The sequence below is a fragment of the uncultured Sphingomonas sp. genome (assembly GCF_913062585.1).
Lineage (GTDB): Bacteria > Pseudomonadota > Alphaproteobacteria > Sphingomonadales > Sphingomonadaceae > Sphingomonas.
In genome coordinates this window covers 22,238-37,274 of record NZ_CAJXWX010000007.1, presented here as the reverse complement: position 1 = coordinate 37,274, position 15,037 = coordinate 22,238, and the positions used below count along the sequence as shown (strand labels likewise).

The window sequence follows — 15,037 nt, the reverse complement described above, 5'->3', positions numbered from 1 at the left end:
CCAGCCGGGCAGGTAGCGGGCGCCCTCGCCACGTGCGAGGACCAGCGCCGGCTCCACCGCCGCGCCGGATCAGCGCGCCGACCGGGCTGCGATAGGGATCGTCGGCCAGGTCGGCGAGGACATAGCCGCCGACCGGCCCCGCATCCTCCTCCAGCAGCGCGCGAGCCTTCAGGCTCGCTCAACCCCTCACCCAAGCTCCGCTAACCGTCCCCCCCTGACCAGGGGAGAGGGAAGAACGTGAATGCCGATCCGCCCCGCTTGGAGAGTATCAGACCGCCAGATCGAACACGGCCTCCGCCAGGGTACGGCCGTTGACCAGCAGTTCGACCCGGTGGCGGCCGCCATGGTGCCGGCGGGTGCTGAAGTCGCGGATGACCTGGGCGCGGGCGATACGCGTCGTCTCGCCCGCGCCCAGATCGAAGGTCTTCAGCTTGAACACCTTGGCCGCCGTCCTGCCCGCGGCGCGGGCGTAATGCAGCCGGTAATCGACGACGAGGCGCTGGCGCGTCGCCGCGCGCGAGTGGAGGTCGGCCGTGATCGCGATGCTCTCGCCCAGATGGACGACGGCTGGGGCGACCGCGAAATCACGCACCTCGACGGCTACCTCCAGGCTTGCGCCGACCAGCGCCAGCGCGGCGGCGTCGCCCTGTTTGATCCGCGTGCGCAACGCGTGGCGGACGATCCAGGCGGTACGCGGATCGTCCTGCGGCCAATCCGACAGCCGCTCGACCAGCCAGTCCGGGCGATCCTTGCCGATGTCGTTCAGGTGATTGGCCACCGATTTGCGGACATAGAGGCTGGGATCGGCTTTCAACCGCTCCAGGATCGGCGCGGCGCGTGTCGGGTCGTCCTTCAGCGCAGGGACGCGCGCCGCCCAGGGCAGGCGGGGGCGGCTGCCTTCGCTGGCCAGGCGGCGGACATGCGCGTCGGGATGCATCGCCCAGTCGGTCATGCGCGCCAGGATCGCGTCCGGATCCTGCGCCAGAAAGGGCCGGATGGCGAACTCCGCCGAACCGAACCGGGTCAGGTCGGCCAGCGCCGCCATCGACCGCTCGACATCGTGCAGGCCGTGGCGTGCGACATATTCGGTGATCGCAAAGGCCTGGAACGCGTGGGTCAGGCGCGGGCCCATGGCGCGCAGGATCGCGACCGCCTGCGGATAGTCACGGGGCAGGGCGACATGCAGCGCATCGGCGATATGCCGCACCCGCTCCATGACCGACAGCGCCTCCAGTCCGGTCGACGCCGCGTCGAGAAAGGCGGAGCGATCGAAATCGGGCGATGCGGCGACCCCGGCATCGGCGATCGCGCGCAGGGCGGCCGGGCCGAGCAGGTCCTTCATCAGCGGCTGCGCGGCGGGTTCGCTCATATCCATATCCTGGCTGTGTCGGGTTTCGTCATCGGGACAAATTATGGAAGAGGCAATGGCGCATCTTGCGGGGGGAGCCCCCGGGCGGCTGATCCGTTGCATGTGCGAACCAAGGAATGCCCGTGACCGACCTCTCCCCCGCTCTGGTCGCCGGAACGCCCGGCTATCGTCGCCTGACCTGGGCGATGCTGTTCGCCGGCTTCGCGACCTTTTCGACGCTCTACGCCGTGCAGCCGCTGCTGCCCCTGCTGGCGGCGCATTACCGGTTGAGCGCGGAGGCGGCGTCGCTGGCGGTGTCGCTGGCGACCGGGCCGCTGGCCTTCGGCATATTGGTGGCGGGGGCGCTGTCGGACCGGCTGGGGCGGCGGTCGCTGATGGTCGCGGCGATGATGGCGGCGGCGCTGCTGACGCTCGCGGCGGCGGTCGTGCCGGGCTGGTACGGGCTGCTGGCCCTGCGTTTCCTGGCGGGCCTTGCGCTGGCGGGGGTGCCGGCGGTGGCCATGGCCTATGTCGCCGAAGAGGTGGATGCGGCCTCGATCGGATCGGCGATGGGCCTCTATATCGCGGGCAGCGCGCTGGGCGGCATGGGCGGGCGGCTGGTCGCCAGCTGGGTCGCGGCGGTCGCCGACTGGCGCTGGGCGCTGGCGGCGGTCGGGCTGGCGGGGCTGGCCATGGCGGAGGCGTTCCGGCGGCTCGCCCCAGCATCGCGTCGGTTCGTGGCGAGCGAGGCGGACTGGCTCGCCCTGCCGCGCGGGGCGGCGGTGCTGTTCCGCGATCCCGGATTGCGGCTGCTCTATCTGGAGAGCTTCCTGCTGATGGGCGTCTTCGTCACCATCTATAATTATGCCGGATTCCATCTGCTCGCGCCGCCCTATGGCCTGGGGCAGGCGGCGGTGGGGGCGGTGTTCCTGCTCTATATCCTGGGGTCGATCAGCTCGAGCCTGTTCGGCGGGCTGGCGGGGCGGATGGGGCGGCGGCGGGTCTTCTGGGTGCCGACCGTCCTCCTGATCCTGGGCGTCGCGCTGACCGCCGCCGCGCCGCTATGGATGGTGGTTGCAGGCATCGCGGTCGTCACCATCGGCTTTTTCGGCGCGCATTCGATCGCCAGCGCCTGGGTCGGGCGGCGGGGCGGTGCCGCGCGGGGGCAGGCGGCCGCCTGGTATCTGTTCTTCTACTATATGGGGTCGAGCGTGTTGGGCTCGGCGGGCGGCATCGCGTGGACGCATGGCGATTGGCACGGCGTCGTTGTCTTCTGCATCGCGCTGGGCCTGGTCGCGTTGATCGGCAGTGCGCTGCTGTTCCGTGTCCGCCCGCTTGCCGAGACCGAACAGGCGCGACCGGCGGGCCCGCCGACGCCCGGCTGAGCCTCAGCTGATCCAGCTGCTGATGACGTCATAGGTCCAGCGTCCGTCGACCCAGCGCAGGCGGAAGGTGCCGCCCGACCAGCCGGTCGACCAGCGCACGAAACCCCGGTTGCGGGCCCGGTCGAACAGGATCGGCGGCACTGCGATCGCGTGGAAATCGGGATCCCGCGCCTCCAGTGCGGGGATTTCTCCCGCGCCATAGACGATGATCGGCCGGGCGGCGCGCAGGCAGCGATAATCCTCCGCCTGGCCGAGCAGGAACAGCGGCTGGCGCGGCGACGGGCTGGCCACGCCGCCTTGGCCGCCAAGGCCGATCTCGCCCGGCGGGCGATCCATCGGCTCGACGATCGCCGCGCCGCTGGGCGAGAACAACCGGCTCAGCAGGCCGATGCGTGCCAGTCGTTCGCGTGAGGGCGCCGGGCAGGCCGCACCACTGTCGCTGCCGACCAGGAAAGGCGTCTGCCCCGCTGCCCGGGGGCGGTCGAGCAACAGATGTCGTGCGGTGATATCGGTCCAGCCGTCCCCGTCGCTGTCCCGACGCAGATCGGCCAGCGGGATGGTGAGATACAGGTCCTTCGCCCGACGCCGGGTGCGCAGCGCGACCGGCGGATAGGTGATGCTCGCGGTATCCAGTTCCGCCACCTCGACCGCCAGGTTCAGCGTATCGCCGTCGATCAGCGGCAGGCGTGCCGCTTCCGGCACGACATAGGGGAAGCGGTCGGCCAGGCCGGTATAAAGCGGCGCCTGCCAATGCTGGCCGCCATCGTCCGACACATGGACCCAATAGCCGCCGCGCGATACTTCGCCGGTCGGGTCGAGCCCTTGGGACAGGCTGATCGCGACGGCGCGCTGGCCGCTGCGCTCGGCGCGGACAAGCGCATAGCCGCTCGGCAGGGGCGCCAGACCCGGCGGCATCGAAGCCGTCGCGGAGCCGCGCCGGTCGGCGGGGATGGGCCGCTCGGCAAAGGGCGCGGCGGGCGCGGGTCGGCTGGCGCGGTCGGCATGTGAGGCCGTGGCGGATACCGGTCCCGCCTCAGCCCGCATCGCGGCCTGCCGAGCGGTAAAATCGGGGACGATCCGGCGCAGCACGGCTTCGGTCGTGGGGGTTTCCCGGTCGAAGGTCGAGGACCGGTCCAGATCGGGTGCGGCCTGGCGGCGCCCTTCTTGGCACAAACCGGGAAATGCATCCTCGGGGAAGACGCGGCACCGGACCTTGGCCCCGACCGTATTTTCCCCATGACCGATCCCCCCAAAGAGGATTTCGGCGATCGGATAAGGGTCTGCGTCGGGCTGGTTGAGCAGATGATCGACGACCAGCGCATCCATCGGCAGAGCGTCGATCGGGGGAGTGTTGGTGCGATCGTCGTCGCGCCGCATGTAGATCGTCGCGGCGGCGGCCCTGGCCTGGGCGAGGCCGGGCAGGGTGGCCAACAGCGCGCGGGCCTCGGCGTCGCGTCCCGCAATGGCCAGCGCTTCGACGAAGGACAGGATCGGCGCCGTGGAGCGTTCGGCTTCGGCCGTTTCGGCGGCCTGCGGGGTCGGTTCGGCGGGGACGAGTTTCGTGGTCGCAGGCTGCGGGTCAGCGTCTTTTCCCAGCGCGTCGGCCATCGCCTCCATTTCGTCGGCCATCTCGACTGTCGCCATGTCGTCGCCATCCCGGTCGAACGTCATGGCGATGCCGTCCACCACCGCCCTGCGCGGCGGTCGATAGGCGGGCGAGAGCACCTCGGCGCGCACCTCCGGCGCCAGCGCGTCAAGCAAGGCCAGCGCTCGCGTTTCGAGCCCCGCCTGGAACAAGGCGGTGAAATAGCGTTGCCACAGCATCGTGGTGATCGCGGCCCGGTCGGGCTCCGCCACCCGCGACAGTGCCTGCGGACTGGTCAGCCAGGCATAGAGCGGCAGCGTATCGCGCAGCGGCAGGTCGCCATAGTCGGCGAGGCGGATCAGCGACGGCATCGCCCGGTCCGGTGCCGCCTCGGCCGCCCGCGCGAAATTGTCGCCGCACGGCGCCGCCAGGGCGATCCGATAGGCGTCGGTCGCCCGGTCCTCGGCCCCCCTAAGCAGGGCCGCGAACGGGGTGGCGGAACATTCGTCGATGCTGTCGAGGGCCGCCGCCGCCAGCGGCAGGCCGATCGGTGCCTGTCGGACCATCGGCGCCAGGGCCAGCCATTCGACCCGCGCCCCGGCCTGCCAGTTTTTGTCGGGTGCGAAGCGCTTGGCCTGGGTGACGATCCACGCCGCGACCAGCCGCCGCATCGTGGCGGGCGGCAGGCCATAGCGCGGCGCCAGCGCATCGGCGGCGGCGATCGGCTTATTCCGCTTCAACTGCTCGCGAAGGTCGCGTTCCCAGGCGACGACCGGTGCCTCAGGATAGGAATGCAGGGTCGAATTGCCGCGATAGCTCTCGATATCCTCGGGCGTCGGGCGAAGCTGTGCGCTAGCCGCGCTGCCGATCGCCAACGCGAGTATCGAAACCGCTATACCACGGAGCATCCGTCATCCTCCCCCTGCCCGGCCGGGAACCTAGGGGGAGACGATGGTCGTGACCAGAGGGGCAAATCCCTCCATCGGTTCCAGAGGTGGACGCCCATGCCGTACCTTCCGCGAGCTGCTGCGCAAATTTGAGTCCGGCTTCGGCTGTTTTTGGTCGACCGCCGGGTGTAGAGGTCGGCCATGGCAGATCCGCGCGCCTCCCACCCGACCATCCGCAAATGGACGCCCGCCCGCTACCGGGCGCTGTTGCGCACCGCCGGGCCCGGCTCGATCAAGTTCCGCACGCGACTGGCGGTCCTGATCGGCGCGGTGGCGATCGGGCTGGCGGCGACCGTCTTTGCCCAGGCCGCCGATGTGGCGGGTGAGATATTCGGCCATTTCGCCAGGCGCTATCACTGGGCGCCGCTTGTGGTCACACCGCTGCTGTTCGCCGCGCTGGTCTGGATCACCCGCCGCTTCGCGCCGCTGGCGCGCGGGTCGGGCATTCCGCAGGTCATGGCGGCACAGGCCGATCCGGATCAGGCGACGCATGGGCTGGTGTCGATCCGCACCGTCGTCGCCAAGGCCGGGCTGACGCTGGCGGCGGTGCTGGGCGGCGCGTCGGTCGGGCGCGAGGGGCCGACGGTGCAGATCGCCGCAGCCGTCATGGGCCTGACCCACCGTATCCTGGGCGTGCCGCTGCGAGGGGCCGTGCTGATCGCGGGCGGCGCGGCGGGTGTCGCGGCGGCGTTCAACACGCCGCTGGCCGGGCTGCTCTTCGCGATCGAGGAACTTGCCTCGGCCTATGAGCAGAAGGTCACGCTGCTGGTCATCGCCGCCATCGCGATCGCAGGCATGGTCGCCCAGTCGGTGCAGGGCGATTATGTCTATTTCGGGCTGATCGGCGCGCATATGCCGATCGTCACCGCGCTGATCGCCGCGCCGGTGGCCGGGATCGTCGGCGGGCTGGCGGGCGGCGGCTTTGCCCGGCTGATGCTGATGATGGCGACGGGCGGCAACCGCGTGACCCTGTGGAGCAAGCAGCGCCCGGTCCTGTTCGCCGCTTTGTGCGGTGTCGTGGTCGCCGGGCTGGGGGTCGGCACGGGGCTGACCTGGGGCACCGGCTACGGGGCGGCGCGGGCGATGATCGTCGGCGTCGACGCGCCGCTCTGGTACGGCCCGGCCAAGTTCCTGGCGACGCTCGCCACCGCCGTCGCGGGCCTTCCCGGCGGTATCTTCGCGCCGTCGCTGTCGGTCGGGGCGGGGCTGGGCAATCTGCTGCGCTCGGTATTTCCGGACTCGCCCGCCTCGGCGATCGTGATCCTGGGCATGGTCGGCTATTTCGCGGGTGTGGTCCGCGCGCCGCTGACCGCCGTCATCATCCTGTCCGAGACGACCGCCAGCCGCGGCCTGATGCTGCCTATGTTCGCCACCGCCTTCATCGCCGATGGGGTCAGCCAGCTGGTGTGCCGCGAGAAACTGTACCACGGCCTGTCGCGCACCTTCATGATGGGGCCGGTGGATAAGAGCGCGCGCCGATAGCGTCGCGGGGCGGGGAACGCCTGGTTGCGGACATTGACGCTTTGTGAGAGCGTCACCGCATGGATTTAGGCGCTAAAGCGATATTATGTTTTTGCGCTGTCGTTGCGCTATTTTGCAAACTGGGTGGTATTGGCTGGGCGAAGACTGCCTTAGCCACGATAATTGGCGGCATTACCTTATATATTGCATGGGAATTGGCAGTCTATTTGCGATTGCAACAGGACATGAATGCATCGCCCTATGACGGCCAGGCGGGACTAGATGCGCTTGTATTCGCCATCATGATCGCACCTGTTTTTGCTATATGCGCAGTAGTGACGTTTTTCAGACTCACGCGACGTAAAAGGTAGACCAAGATCCGCTCACCATCTTCGTCCCGAGCGCCGCAATTATCGTACACCCTAAGCCTTCCTCATTTTTTTCGTGATCGCTCCAATGCGATGCCCGCCAGATTCTGCGTCCGCTTGATGTAGCGCAACCGGAGTCCAGTAGGGCGCGGGAGGGTCGACCATTCCATGAAGTGCGAAAGATGCGCAGGCGGCACCCGGACCTTACCCGTCGCCTGCGCCACCACCGCCGCCGCATCGCCCAGCAGCAGCGCATCGGTCAGCCCTGCCTCATGCGCCGCTTGCGTCGCGGCGATCAGCGCCAGCCACTCGGCGGTCATGCTGGTGCCGGGGCCCAGATCGCGGACGATCCGGGCGTGGCCCCCGATGACCACGGCATATTCCATTCCGCCGGGGCGCAGGCCGCCGTCGAAGAAGATCTTCACAGCCTGCCGATGCTGGCCGCGACCGCCTCGGCCGTCTTGATGCCGTCGACCGCCGCCGACAGGATGCCGCCCGCATAGCCCGCGCCCTCGCCCGCCGGGAACAGCCCGCGCGTGTTCAGGCTATGCCCGTCCTCGCCGCGCGTGAAGCGGACCGGCGAGGAGGTCCGCGTCTCGACGCCGGTCATCACCACGTCCGGATGGTCGTACCCGGCGATCTGGCGACCGAAGACCGGGATCGCCTCGCGCATCGCCTCGATGACGAAGTCGGGCAGGCACTCGGCCAGGTCGGTCGGGGTCACGCCGGGGCGATAGGAGGGTGTGACCGACCCCAGGCTGGTCGAGGGGCGTCCGGCCAGGAAATCGCCGACCCGCTGCGCCGGCGCCTTGTAGTTCGATCCGCCCGCGACATAGGCGCGCGCTTCCCAATGGCGTTGCAGCGCCAGGCCCGCCAGCGGATCGCCGGGAAAGTCGCGTTCCGGGTCGATCGCGACGACGAAGCCCGAATTGGCGTTACGCTCGTTGCGCGAATATTGGCTCATGCCGTTGGTCGCGACGCGGCCCTCTTCGCTGGTCGCGGCGACCACCGTGCCGCCGGGGCACATGCAGAAGCTGTAGACGGTGCGCCCATTCTTGCAGTGGTGCGAGATGTGATACTCGGCCGCGCCCAGGATGGGGTTGCCCGCCTGGTGCCCGAAGCGCGCGCGGTCGATCCAGCCCTGTGGATGCTCGATCCGCACCCCGATCGAAAAGGGCTTAGCCTCGACATAGACACCCGCCGCCTGGAGCATCGCGAAGCTGTCCCGCGCGCTGTGTCCGATCGCCAGGACGACATGATCGGCCTCCAGATAGCCGCCGCCGTTCAGGTGCAGCCCGCGCACCCGGCGCTCTCCCGATCCGTCCGTCTCGACGTCCAGCCCGTCGACGCGGGTGGAGAAACGATACTCGCCGCCGAGTTCCTCGATGGTCGCGCGGATGCTCTCGACCATGGTGACCAGGCGGAAGGTGCCGATATGCGGATGCGCCTCGGTCAGGATCTCGGGCGGGGCGCCCGCCTTGACGAACTCGGTCAGCACCTTGCGGTTCAGGTGGCGCGGATCCTTGATCCGGCTGTAGAGCTTGCCGTCGGAAAAGGTGCCGGCGCCGCCTTCGCCATATTGGACGTTGGATTCGGGGTTCAGCACGCTGCGCCGCCACAGGCCCCAGGTGTCCTGCGTCCGCTCGCGCACCACCTTGCCGCGCTCCAGGATGATCGGGCGGTATCCCGCCTGCGCCAGCACCAGCGCGGCGAACAGGCCGCAAGGGCCCGCGCCGATCACGACCGGGCGCTTCGCCACGGCAGGCGGCGCGCTGGGCAGGTGATAGCGGGTGTCGGGCGCGCGCTGCACATCGCAGTCGCGGCGGAACCGCTCTAGCACGGCGGCCTCGTTCTTCAGGTTGACGTCGACCGAGTAGACGAGCTGGATATTGGCCTTGTCGCGCGCATCATGCCCGCGCCGGGCGACGACGAAGCGCACCAGTTCGCGCGGCGTCACCCGCAATCGGCGACAGATGGCGGCGGGCAGGGCCTCGTCCGCATGGTGGAGAGGCAGTTTCAGTTCACTGAGGCGGATCATCCGCCGCGCCATACAGAATTACGTGATGGCCCGCCATCACCCGCATGTCAGGGGGCTGGGTCGAGGACCAGCATCTTCTGGACGATGGCGCCCCCCTCGCGCCAGGTGCGAAACCCCATGGCTTCGTAATAGCGAAGGCCCATCGGGTTGTCGGCGCCGATCGAGGCGTCGATCCGGCTGAGTCCGGCGTCGATCGCGGCCTGTCGGCTGACGGCGAACAGCGCGCGACCGACGCCGCGTCGATGCGCGCGCGGGCCGATATGGGTGCCGATGATGCCCCAGCCCTCGGGCACGTCGTAGCGATTGCCCGCCACCGCCCGTTTCAGCGATTGAAAGCCCAGGACCGCGCCGTCCTCGTCGACCGCCACGCTGCACCGGATCCCGTCGGGCGCGGCGATATAGTGCGACAGGGTGAAGGCCGGATCATGCGGACGGGTCCGGCCGGTCAGGGCGATGATGTCGAGCAGGACGCCGCTCATCGGCAGGGCGTCGTCCGGGGTGGCGGTACGGATGATCATCGGCTTCCCGGGCGCTGGCGTTCGGAGGCGCCGATCCTATCAGGTGGCGGCGCGATCGCCAGCGGCCGCGATCACAGGCTTGACGCGCGACGCAGCGGCGTATCGGGAATCGGAATGTCAGCCATGATTTCGGCCTGGAGCGAGGGCCAGCGGTCGCCAAACCAATAATCGCCGCGCTCGACCCGTAGAACGGGGTCTTGTGTCGTGAGAACATCTTCGCTGGGAATGGTCTGCTGTTCGGGCACGTCGAAAAACGCGCGGACGATCGGCGTCGTCGGGCTCTCCCCCTCGCGCACCACGATGCCCAAGCGATTGGAATGGAGGCGGACCAGCTCGCCAAAGGGCTGGATGCCCAGGCTGGTGATGAAGGCGCGCAGGATGTCCGCGTCGAAATGCCCCTCCCACTCGATCATCTGGGCCAGCGCCTCGTGCGGCGACCAGGCGCGTTTGTAGGAACGGATCGAGGTGACCGCGTCATACACGTCGCACACCGCCGAGATGCGGACGAACAGGCTCAGCTGCTCGCCCTTCAACCCGTCGGGATAGCCGGTGCCGTCCATCTTCTCGTGATGGTGGCGGCACACGTCCAGGATGCGCGGGTCGAGATCGTCCAGGTCCAGCAGCGTGCTATAGCCCAGCGCAGGATGCCGACGCATCTCGATCAGTTCGTCGGGGGTGAGGCGGCCGGGCTTTTCGACGATTTCGGGCGAGACCCGCATCTTGCCGATGTCGTGGAGCAGCCCGGCCATGCCCGCCACGCGGATATCCTCGTCGCTCAGCCCGAGCTGACGCGACAGGCCCATCATCAAGGTGCCGACCGCGACCGAATGGATATAGGTATATTGGTCCCTGTCCCTCAGCCGGGTGACCGCGACCATGGCGGCCAGGCCCTGCGAGGTGGCCTGGGCGATGTCCTCGACCATCGGGATGAGGTCGGATGTTTGGATCGCCCGACCCAGCCGGGACTCGGCGAACAGCTTGGTGACGGCCGCCGTCGCACGCTGCGCGATCAGGCCTGCCCGCTCGAATTCGGTCGGCGGCTTGCTGCGCCGGGGCTTGATAGTGGCGATGGTAGCGGGGGGCGGCGCGGATACGGCCTGATCCCGTGACGGAGAGGCAGCGACCAGCGTCAGGCCGCGTCCCTTGGACAGGTCGATCGTGACCTGCGGGACGGATTTGCGGATCTTGTCCCGATCTTCTTGCGCGACGAGCAGGAAGGACTTTCGCCAAAATGGGCTCTGAAGCCATCCGCAATGCAGGGCATGGACGTACATGCCCAATTCGACCTGGTGGCCGGGGATGCGGAGGTGGCGATTCGGGTCCGACCTTTCGTTCATACCTGAAACATAGGTTAGATACGGTAAAATTTCGGTTTCGGAGGGCAAGGCGGGCCATTCCCGACCCCTCGACGCAGGCGGTGGGCCACCGCGCCAATGACCATTTCAGTCAGGTGCTGCATCGGCTGGTCTCGTTCGTGAAAATAATTTCACAAATCGCCCTCAATGGCGGTTTGCCGGGTTTTTCCAGCCTCCTCTTTCCCACTTCAGCATGAGAGTCATTATCATTCGCATTGACATTGCGACTGTCTCGCAATAGCCGCCTGTCGCAAAGGGGAACCATCATGTCACATTCGTTCATCGCCCTGTCCTGCGTCGGCTTCCTGGCGACTGCCCCGGGCGTCGCCGCCGCCGAGCCCGCGCCCCGCGCCGACAGCACCGCGCCGCGCGCACAGGATTCGACCGGCCAGCGCGACACGGTCGTCGTGACCGGCCAGCGCGCCACTGGCGCGACGCTGGAAAGCCCGAAGGCGACCGCCGCCCTGCTCGACACGCCGCAGACGATCACCGTCGTCAACGAACAGACCATCCGCAAGCAGAATCTCCAGACCCTGCGCGACGTGCTGCAGACGATTCCGGGCATCACGTTCGGCGCGGGCGAAGGCGGCGGCGGTTATGGCGACTCGATCAACCTGCGCGGCTATTCGGCGAGCAACGACGTCACCATCGACGGCATTCGCGACAGCGCGCAGTACAGCCGAACCGACCCGTTCAACCTGCAACAGGTCGAGGTCTATAACGGGGCGAACAGCGTCTTCAACGGATCGGGGTCGGTCGGCGGCACGATCAACCTCGTCTCCAAGGTGCCGACCCCCGAGACGCTGACCATCTTGCAGGGCTCGGGCGGCACCGACAATTATTATCGCGGCGCGATCGACAGCAATGTCCGCGTGTCCGACCTGGTCGCCGTCCGCCTGAACGGTGCCTATCACCATAACGACGTGCCCGGCCGCGATGTCGAGAAGATGCAGCGCTGGGGCATCGCGCCTTCGGTCACGATCGGTATCGACGGGCCGACCAGCCTGACGCTCGCTTATGTCCATCAGGAGGATCGCAACACCCCGGTCTACGGCATTCCCTGGTTCGACAATGGCATCGTCGACGGCTTTGTGCCGGGTGCCAAGCGCGACGCCTATTTCGGCATCGCCAATCTCGACCGGCAGGACAGCACGGTCGACCGCCTGACCGCGACCTTCCGCCACCAGATCGACGAGCATTGGAGCGTGCGCAACCTGACGCGTTGGCAGCAGGTGACGCAATATAGCGTGACCTCCGCGCCGCAGGGGACCTTCTGCCTCGCCTCCACGGGGCTGCAGCCGGTCACAGCGACGCCGGGGGGGAGCGTCGGCGCGGCCTGCCCGGCCAATGTGCCGCCGGGCTTCTATCTGCCCTCCGGCCCGCGCGGACTGGTGCGCGATCAGCAGAACCAGATGCTGACCGACCAGATAGACCTGCGCCATGAAGCGGGCGCGAAGGGCGGGTTCCACAATGTCCTGAACATCGGCATGTCGGGCATGATCGAGGATTACCGGATCACCCAAGGCTCGCTGCTGCGCAACGCCAATGGCAGCGCGGTGTCGCCGCTGCCGCTGATCAACATCGCGGCGCCCAACACCAACTATACCGGCCCGATCAACTTCACCACGACCGCCCAGTCGCGCAGCGAGACGCGCAACCTGGCCGTCTATGCTTTCGACACGCTGGCGCTGAACCGCTTCTTCGAGCTGAACGGCGGCGTACGCTGGGAGTATCAGGAGGCGAATTTCCGTGCCCTGCCGCTCGTCATCGTTCCGCCCGGCTCGACCCAGCTGACCGCGCTCCAGGCCGCACCGCAGATCAGCCGCGAGAAGCTCTTCTCCTGGCGCGCGGGCGGCGTGTTCCATCCGGTCGAGGATGTCAGCCTCTATGCCAGCTATGGCAATGCCAAGACGCCGTCGTCCTCGACCGTCCGGCTGGGCTGTGGCGTGCCGTCGACCGCGACCGCCGCGAACCCCTGCGCCGTCGCGCCCGAAACCGCCAAGAATTACGAGGCGGGCGTGAAGGCCGGGCTGTTCGGCCGCAAGCTGGAGCTGACCGCCGCCATCTTCCGCAACGAACGGACCAATTACCGCGTCCCCTCCAACGACCCCGCGCTGCCCGCCAATCTTCAGGTGCTGGACGGACGCAGCCGGGTGGACGGTATCGCACTGGGCCTGTCGGGGGCGATCACCCCGGCCTGGACGATCTTCGCCAACTACACTTATCTCGACGGCAAGGTGCTGCAGAGCATCTCCAACCGCGACAAGGCGGCGGGCGTCACCGATCCGCAGGCGGGCAGCCAGCTGATCCAGACGCCCAAGCATTCGGGCAGCCTGTTCACCACCTATAAGCTGCCCTTCGGCCTGGAGGTCGGGTACGGCCTGACCTATCAGGGATCGTTCGCGACCAATGCGCCGGTGCTGGCCAATCGGACCCAGTACCGGGTGGACGATTACCTGATCCACCGTGCGTACCTGGCCTATACGATCGCCAAGCGCTGGACGATGCAGCTGAACATCCAGAACTTCACCGACGAGAAATATGCGACGGGCGTCCGCAATAACGTCTCCACGGCGACGAGCGTGACCAATGGCATCACATTGCCGGCGGGCACCGTCACCGGCGGCTGGGCGATCCCCGGCGACCGGCGCCAGGCGACGCTGAGCCTGTTCTACAATTTCTGAACGGGCTAGCCTTCGTCGATGCTGATCGTCCTTCCCGATATCCTCGATCCCGCCGGGGTCGCCCAGGTCCGCCGCGTCATCGACGCAGGCGCCTGGGCGGACGGCAATGCCACCTCCGGCCCGCAGGCGGCGCTCGCCAAGCGCAACGAGCAATTGCCGGAGGATTCGGGGGCGGCGGTCGAGGCGGGACGGATGGTCCTCGATGCCCTGGGCCGGTCGCCGCTGTTCGTGGCCGCCGCTCTGCCGCTGAAGGTCTATCCGCCGCTGTTCAATCGCTATGCGGGCGGCCAGGCCTTCGACGTGCATGTCGACAATGCCGTGCGGCTGAAGCGGGGCAGCGATTTCCGGATGCGCTCCGACCTGTCGCTGACCCTCTTCCTCGAAGACCCGCAAGCCTATGACGGCGGCGAGCTGGTGGTCGAGGATCTCTATGGCGAACAGCGGGTGAAGCTGTCCGCCGGAAGCGCGGTCCTCTATCCGGCCTCCAGCCTGCACCGCGTGGAGCCGGTCACGCGGGGGTGCCGTGTCGCCTCCTTCCTGTGGATCCAGTCGATGGTCCGCGACGATGGCGAGCGGCGCATCCTGTTCGACCTGGACCGCGCGGTGCAGCGGGTGGGCGCGGACCGGGGGCAGGGGGACCGATCGGTCGTCGAGCTGACCGGCGTCTATCACAATCTGCTTAGACGCTGGGCCGACGCATGACCGCTTCCACGCTTCCCAAGCCGAAGAAGCGCAAGTGGCGTAGCTGGTGGTTGAAGCAGTTCCACACCTGGCACTGGATCAGCGCGGCGGTGTCGCTGATCGGCATGATGCTGTTCGCGATCACCGGCCTGACGCTGAACCACGCGGCCAGCATCTCGGCCAATCCCAAGACAGTGCAGAAGAGCGGGCTGCTCGCGCCCGGCCTGCGCCCGTTGCTGGCAAATCCGAAATCCACCGACGCGCCCCTGCCGCCTCGCGTCGCGGAGGCAGTGGCGCGCGCGGTCGATTTGGACCCGGCCGGGCGACCGGGCGAATGGTCGGATGCGGACGTCTATGTCGCCATGCCGCGTCCCGGCGGCGACGCCTGGGTCAGCATCGACCGGACAAGCGGCGCGATCACATCGGAGCGGACCGATCGCGGCTGGATCTCCTACCTCAACGACCTGCACAAGGGGCGCAATGCCGGGACCGCCTGGTTCTGGTTCATCGACGTGTTTGCGGTCGCGTGCATCATCTTCACCCTGACCGGGCTGCTGCTGCTTCAGATGCATGCCCGGCATCGTCCCTCGACCTGGCCGCTGGTGGCGGCGGGGTTGCTGATCCCGGCGGCGATCGCCGTCTTCTTCCTGCACTGATGGAGAAACTC

11 protein-coding genes are annotated in these 15,037 nt (G+C 68.1%); 5 read left to right on the top strand and 6 right to left on the bottom strand.

Annotation, left to right across the window (positions count from 1 at the left end; genetic code table 11):
• Positions 1-268: 268 nt before the first annotated feature.
• Positions 269-1,369: a DNA alkylation repair protein gene (locus QZ546_RS06815; protein WP_294235834.1), complete on the bottom strand. Its 1,101-nt coding sequence runs from the start codon at positions 1,367-1,369 to the stop codon at positions 269-271.
• A gap of 116 nt (positions 1,370-1,485) precedes the next feature.
• On the opposite strand from QZ546_RS06815, the gene QZ546_RS06810 reads away from it, so the two are divergent.
• Complete coding sequence (locus tag QZ546_RS06810; RefSeq protein ID WP_294235833.1) at positions 1,486-2,733, top strand: MFS transporter; 1,248 nt, start codon at positions 1,486-1,488, stop codon at positions 2,731-2,733.
• A 3-nt stretch (positions 2,734-2,736) separates the two neighbouring features.
• Here QZ546_RS06810 and QZ546_RS06805 read toward each other — a convergent pair whose 3' ends face one another.
• On the bottom strand, positions 2,737-5,226 hold the full coding sequence (locus tag QZ546_RS06805) for a hypothetical protein (protein ID WP_294235832.1): 2,490 nt from the start codon (positions 5,224-5,226) through the stop codon (positions 2,737-2,739).
• A gap of 180 nt (positions 5,227-5,406) precedes the next feature.
• Between QZ546_RS06805 and QZ546_RS06800 the strand changes: the two genes are divergently transcribed.
• Positions 5,407-6,747: a chloride channel protein gene (locus tag QZ546_RS06800; protein ID WP_294235831.1), complete on the top strand. Its 1,341-nt coding sequence runs from the start codon at positions 5,407-5,409 to the stop codon at positions 6,745-6,747.
• 412 nt (positions 6,748-7,159) lie between these two features.
• Here the strand turns inward: QZ546_RS06800 and QZ546_RS06795 are convergent, their stop codons facing one another.
• From QZ546_RS06795 to QZ546_RS06780, 4 genes are all read right to left on the bottom strand, one after another.
• On the bottom strand, positions 7,160-7,519 hold the full coding sequence (locus QZ546_RS06795; RefSeq protein WP_294235830.1) for a reverse transcriptase-like protein: 360 nt from the start codon (positions 7,517-7,519) through the stop codon (positions 7,160-7,162).
• Positions 7,516-9,132, bottom strand: a complete 1,617-nt coding sequence (locus QZ546_RS06790; RefSeq protein ID WP_294235829.1) for an NAD(P)/FAD-dependent oxidoreductase — start codon at positions 9,130-9,132, stop codon at positions 7,516-7,518. The genes QZ546_RS06795 and QZ546_RS06790 overlap by 4 nt, the downstream gene beginning before the upstream one ends.
• A 47-nt stretch (positions 9,133-9,179) precedes the next feature.
• Positions 9,180-9,650 carry a GNAT family N-acetyltransferase gene (locus tag QZ546_RS06785; protein ID WP_294235828.1) on the bottom strand — a complete coding sequence of 157 codons (471 nt, stop codon included), beginning with the start codon at positions 9,648-9,650 and terminating at the stop codon, positions 9,180-9,182.
• 71 nt (positions 9,651-9,721) lie between these two features.
• Complete coding sequence (locus QZ546_RS06780; protein WP_294235827.1) at positions 9,722-10,987, bottom strand: HD-GYP domain-containing protein; 1,266 nt, start codon at positions 10,985-10,987, stop codon at positions 9,722-9,724.
• 284 nt (positions 10,988-11,271) lie between these two features.
• Between QZ546_RS06780 and QZ546_RS06775 the strand changes: the two genes are divergently transcribed.
• The 3 genes from QZ546_RS06775 to QZ546_RS06765 are packed head-to-tail and all read left to right on the top strand — an operon-like array spanning position 11,272 to position 15,026.
• The gene (locus QZ546_RS06775; RefSeq protein ID WP_294235826.1) at positions 11,272-13,689 is read left to right on the top strand and encodes a TonB-dependent siderophore receptor; all 2,418 of its coding nucleotides are present in this window, start codon (positions 11,272-11,274) and stop codon (positions 13,687-13,689) included.
• A gap of 18 nt (positions 13,690-13,707) precedes the next feature.
• Positions 13,708-14,391 carry a Fe2+-dependent dioxygenase gene (locus QZ546_RS06770; protein ID WP_294235825.1) on the top strand — a complete coding sequence of 228 codons (684 nt, stop codon included), beginning with the start codon at positions 13,708-13,710 and terminating at the stop codon, positions 14,389-14,391.
• Positions 14,388-15,026, top strand: a complete 639-nt coding sequence (locus QZ546_RS06765; RefSeq protein ID WP_294235824.1) for a PepSY-associated TM helix domain-containing protein — start codon at positions 14,388-14,390, stop codon at positions 15,024-15,026. The genes QZ546_RS06770 and QZ546_RS06765 overlap by 4 nt, the downstream gene beginning before the upstream one ends.
• Positions 15,027-15,037: the final 11 nt, after the last annotated feature.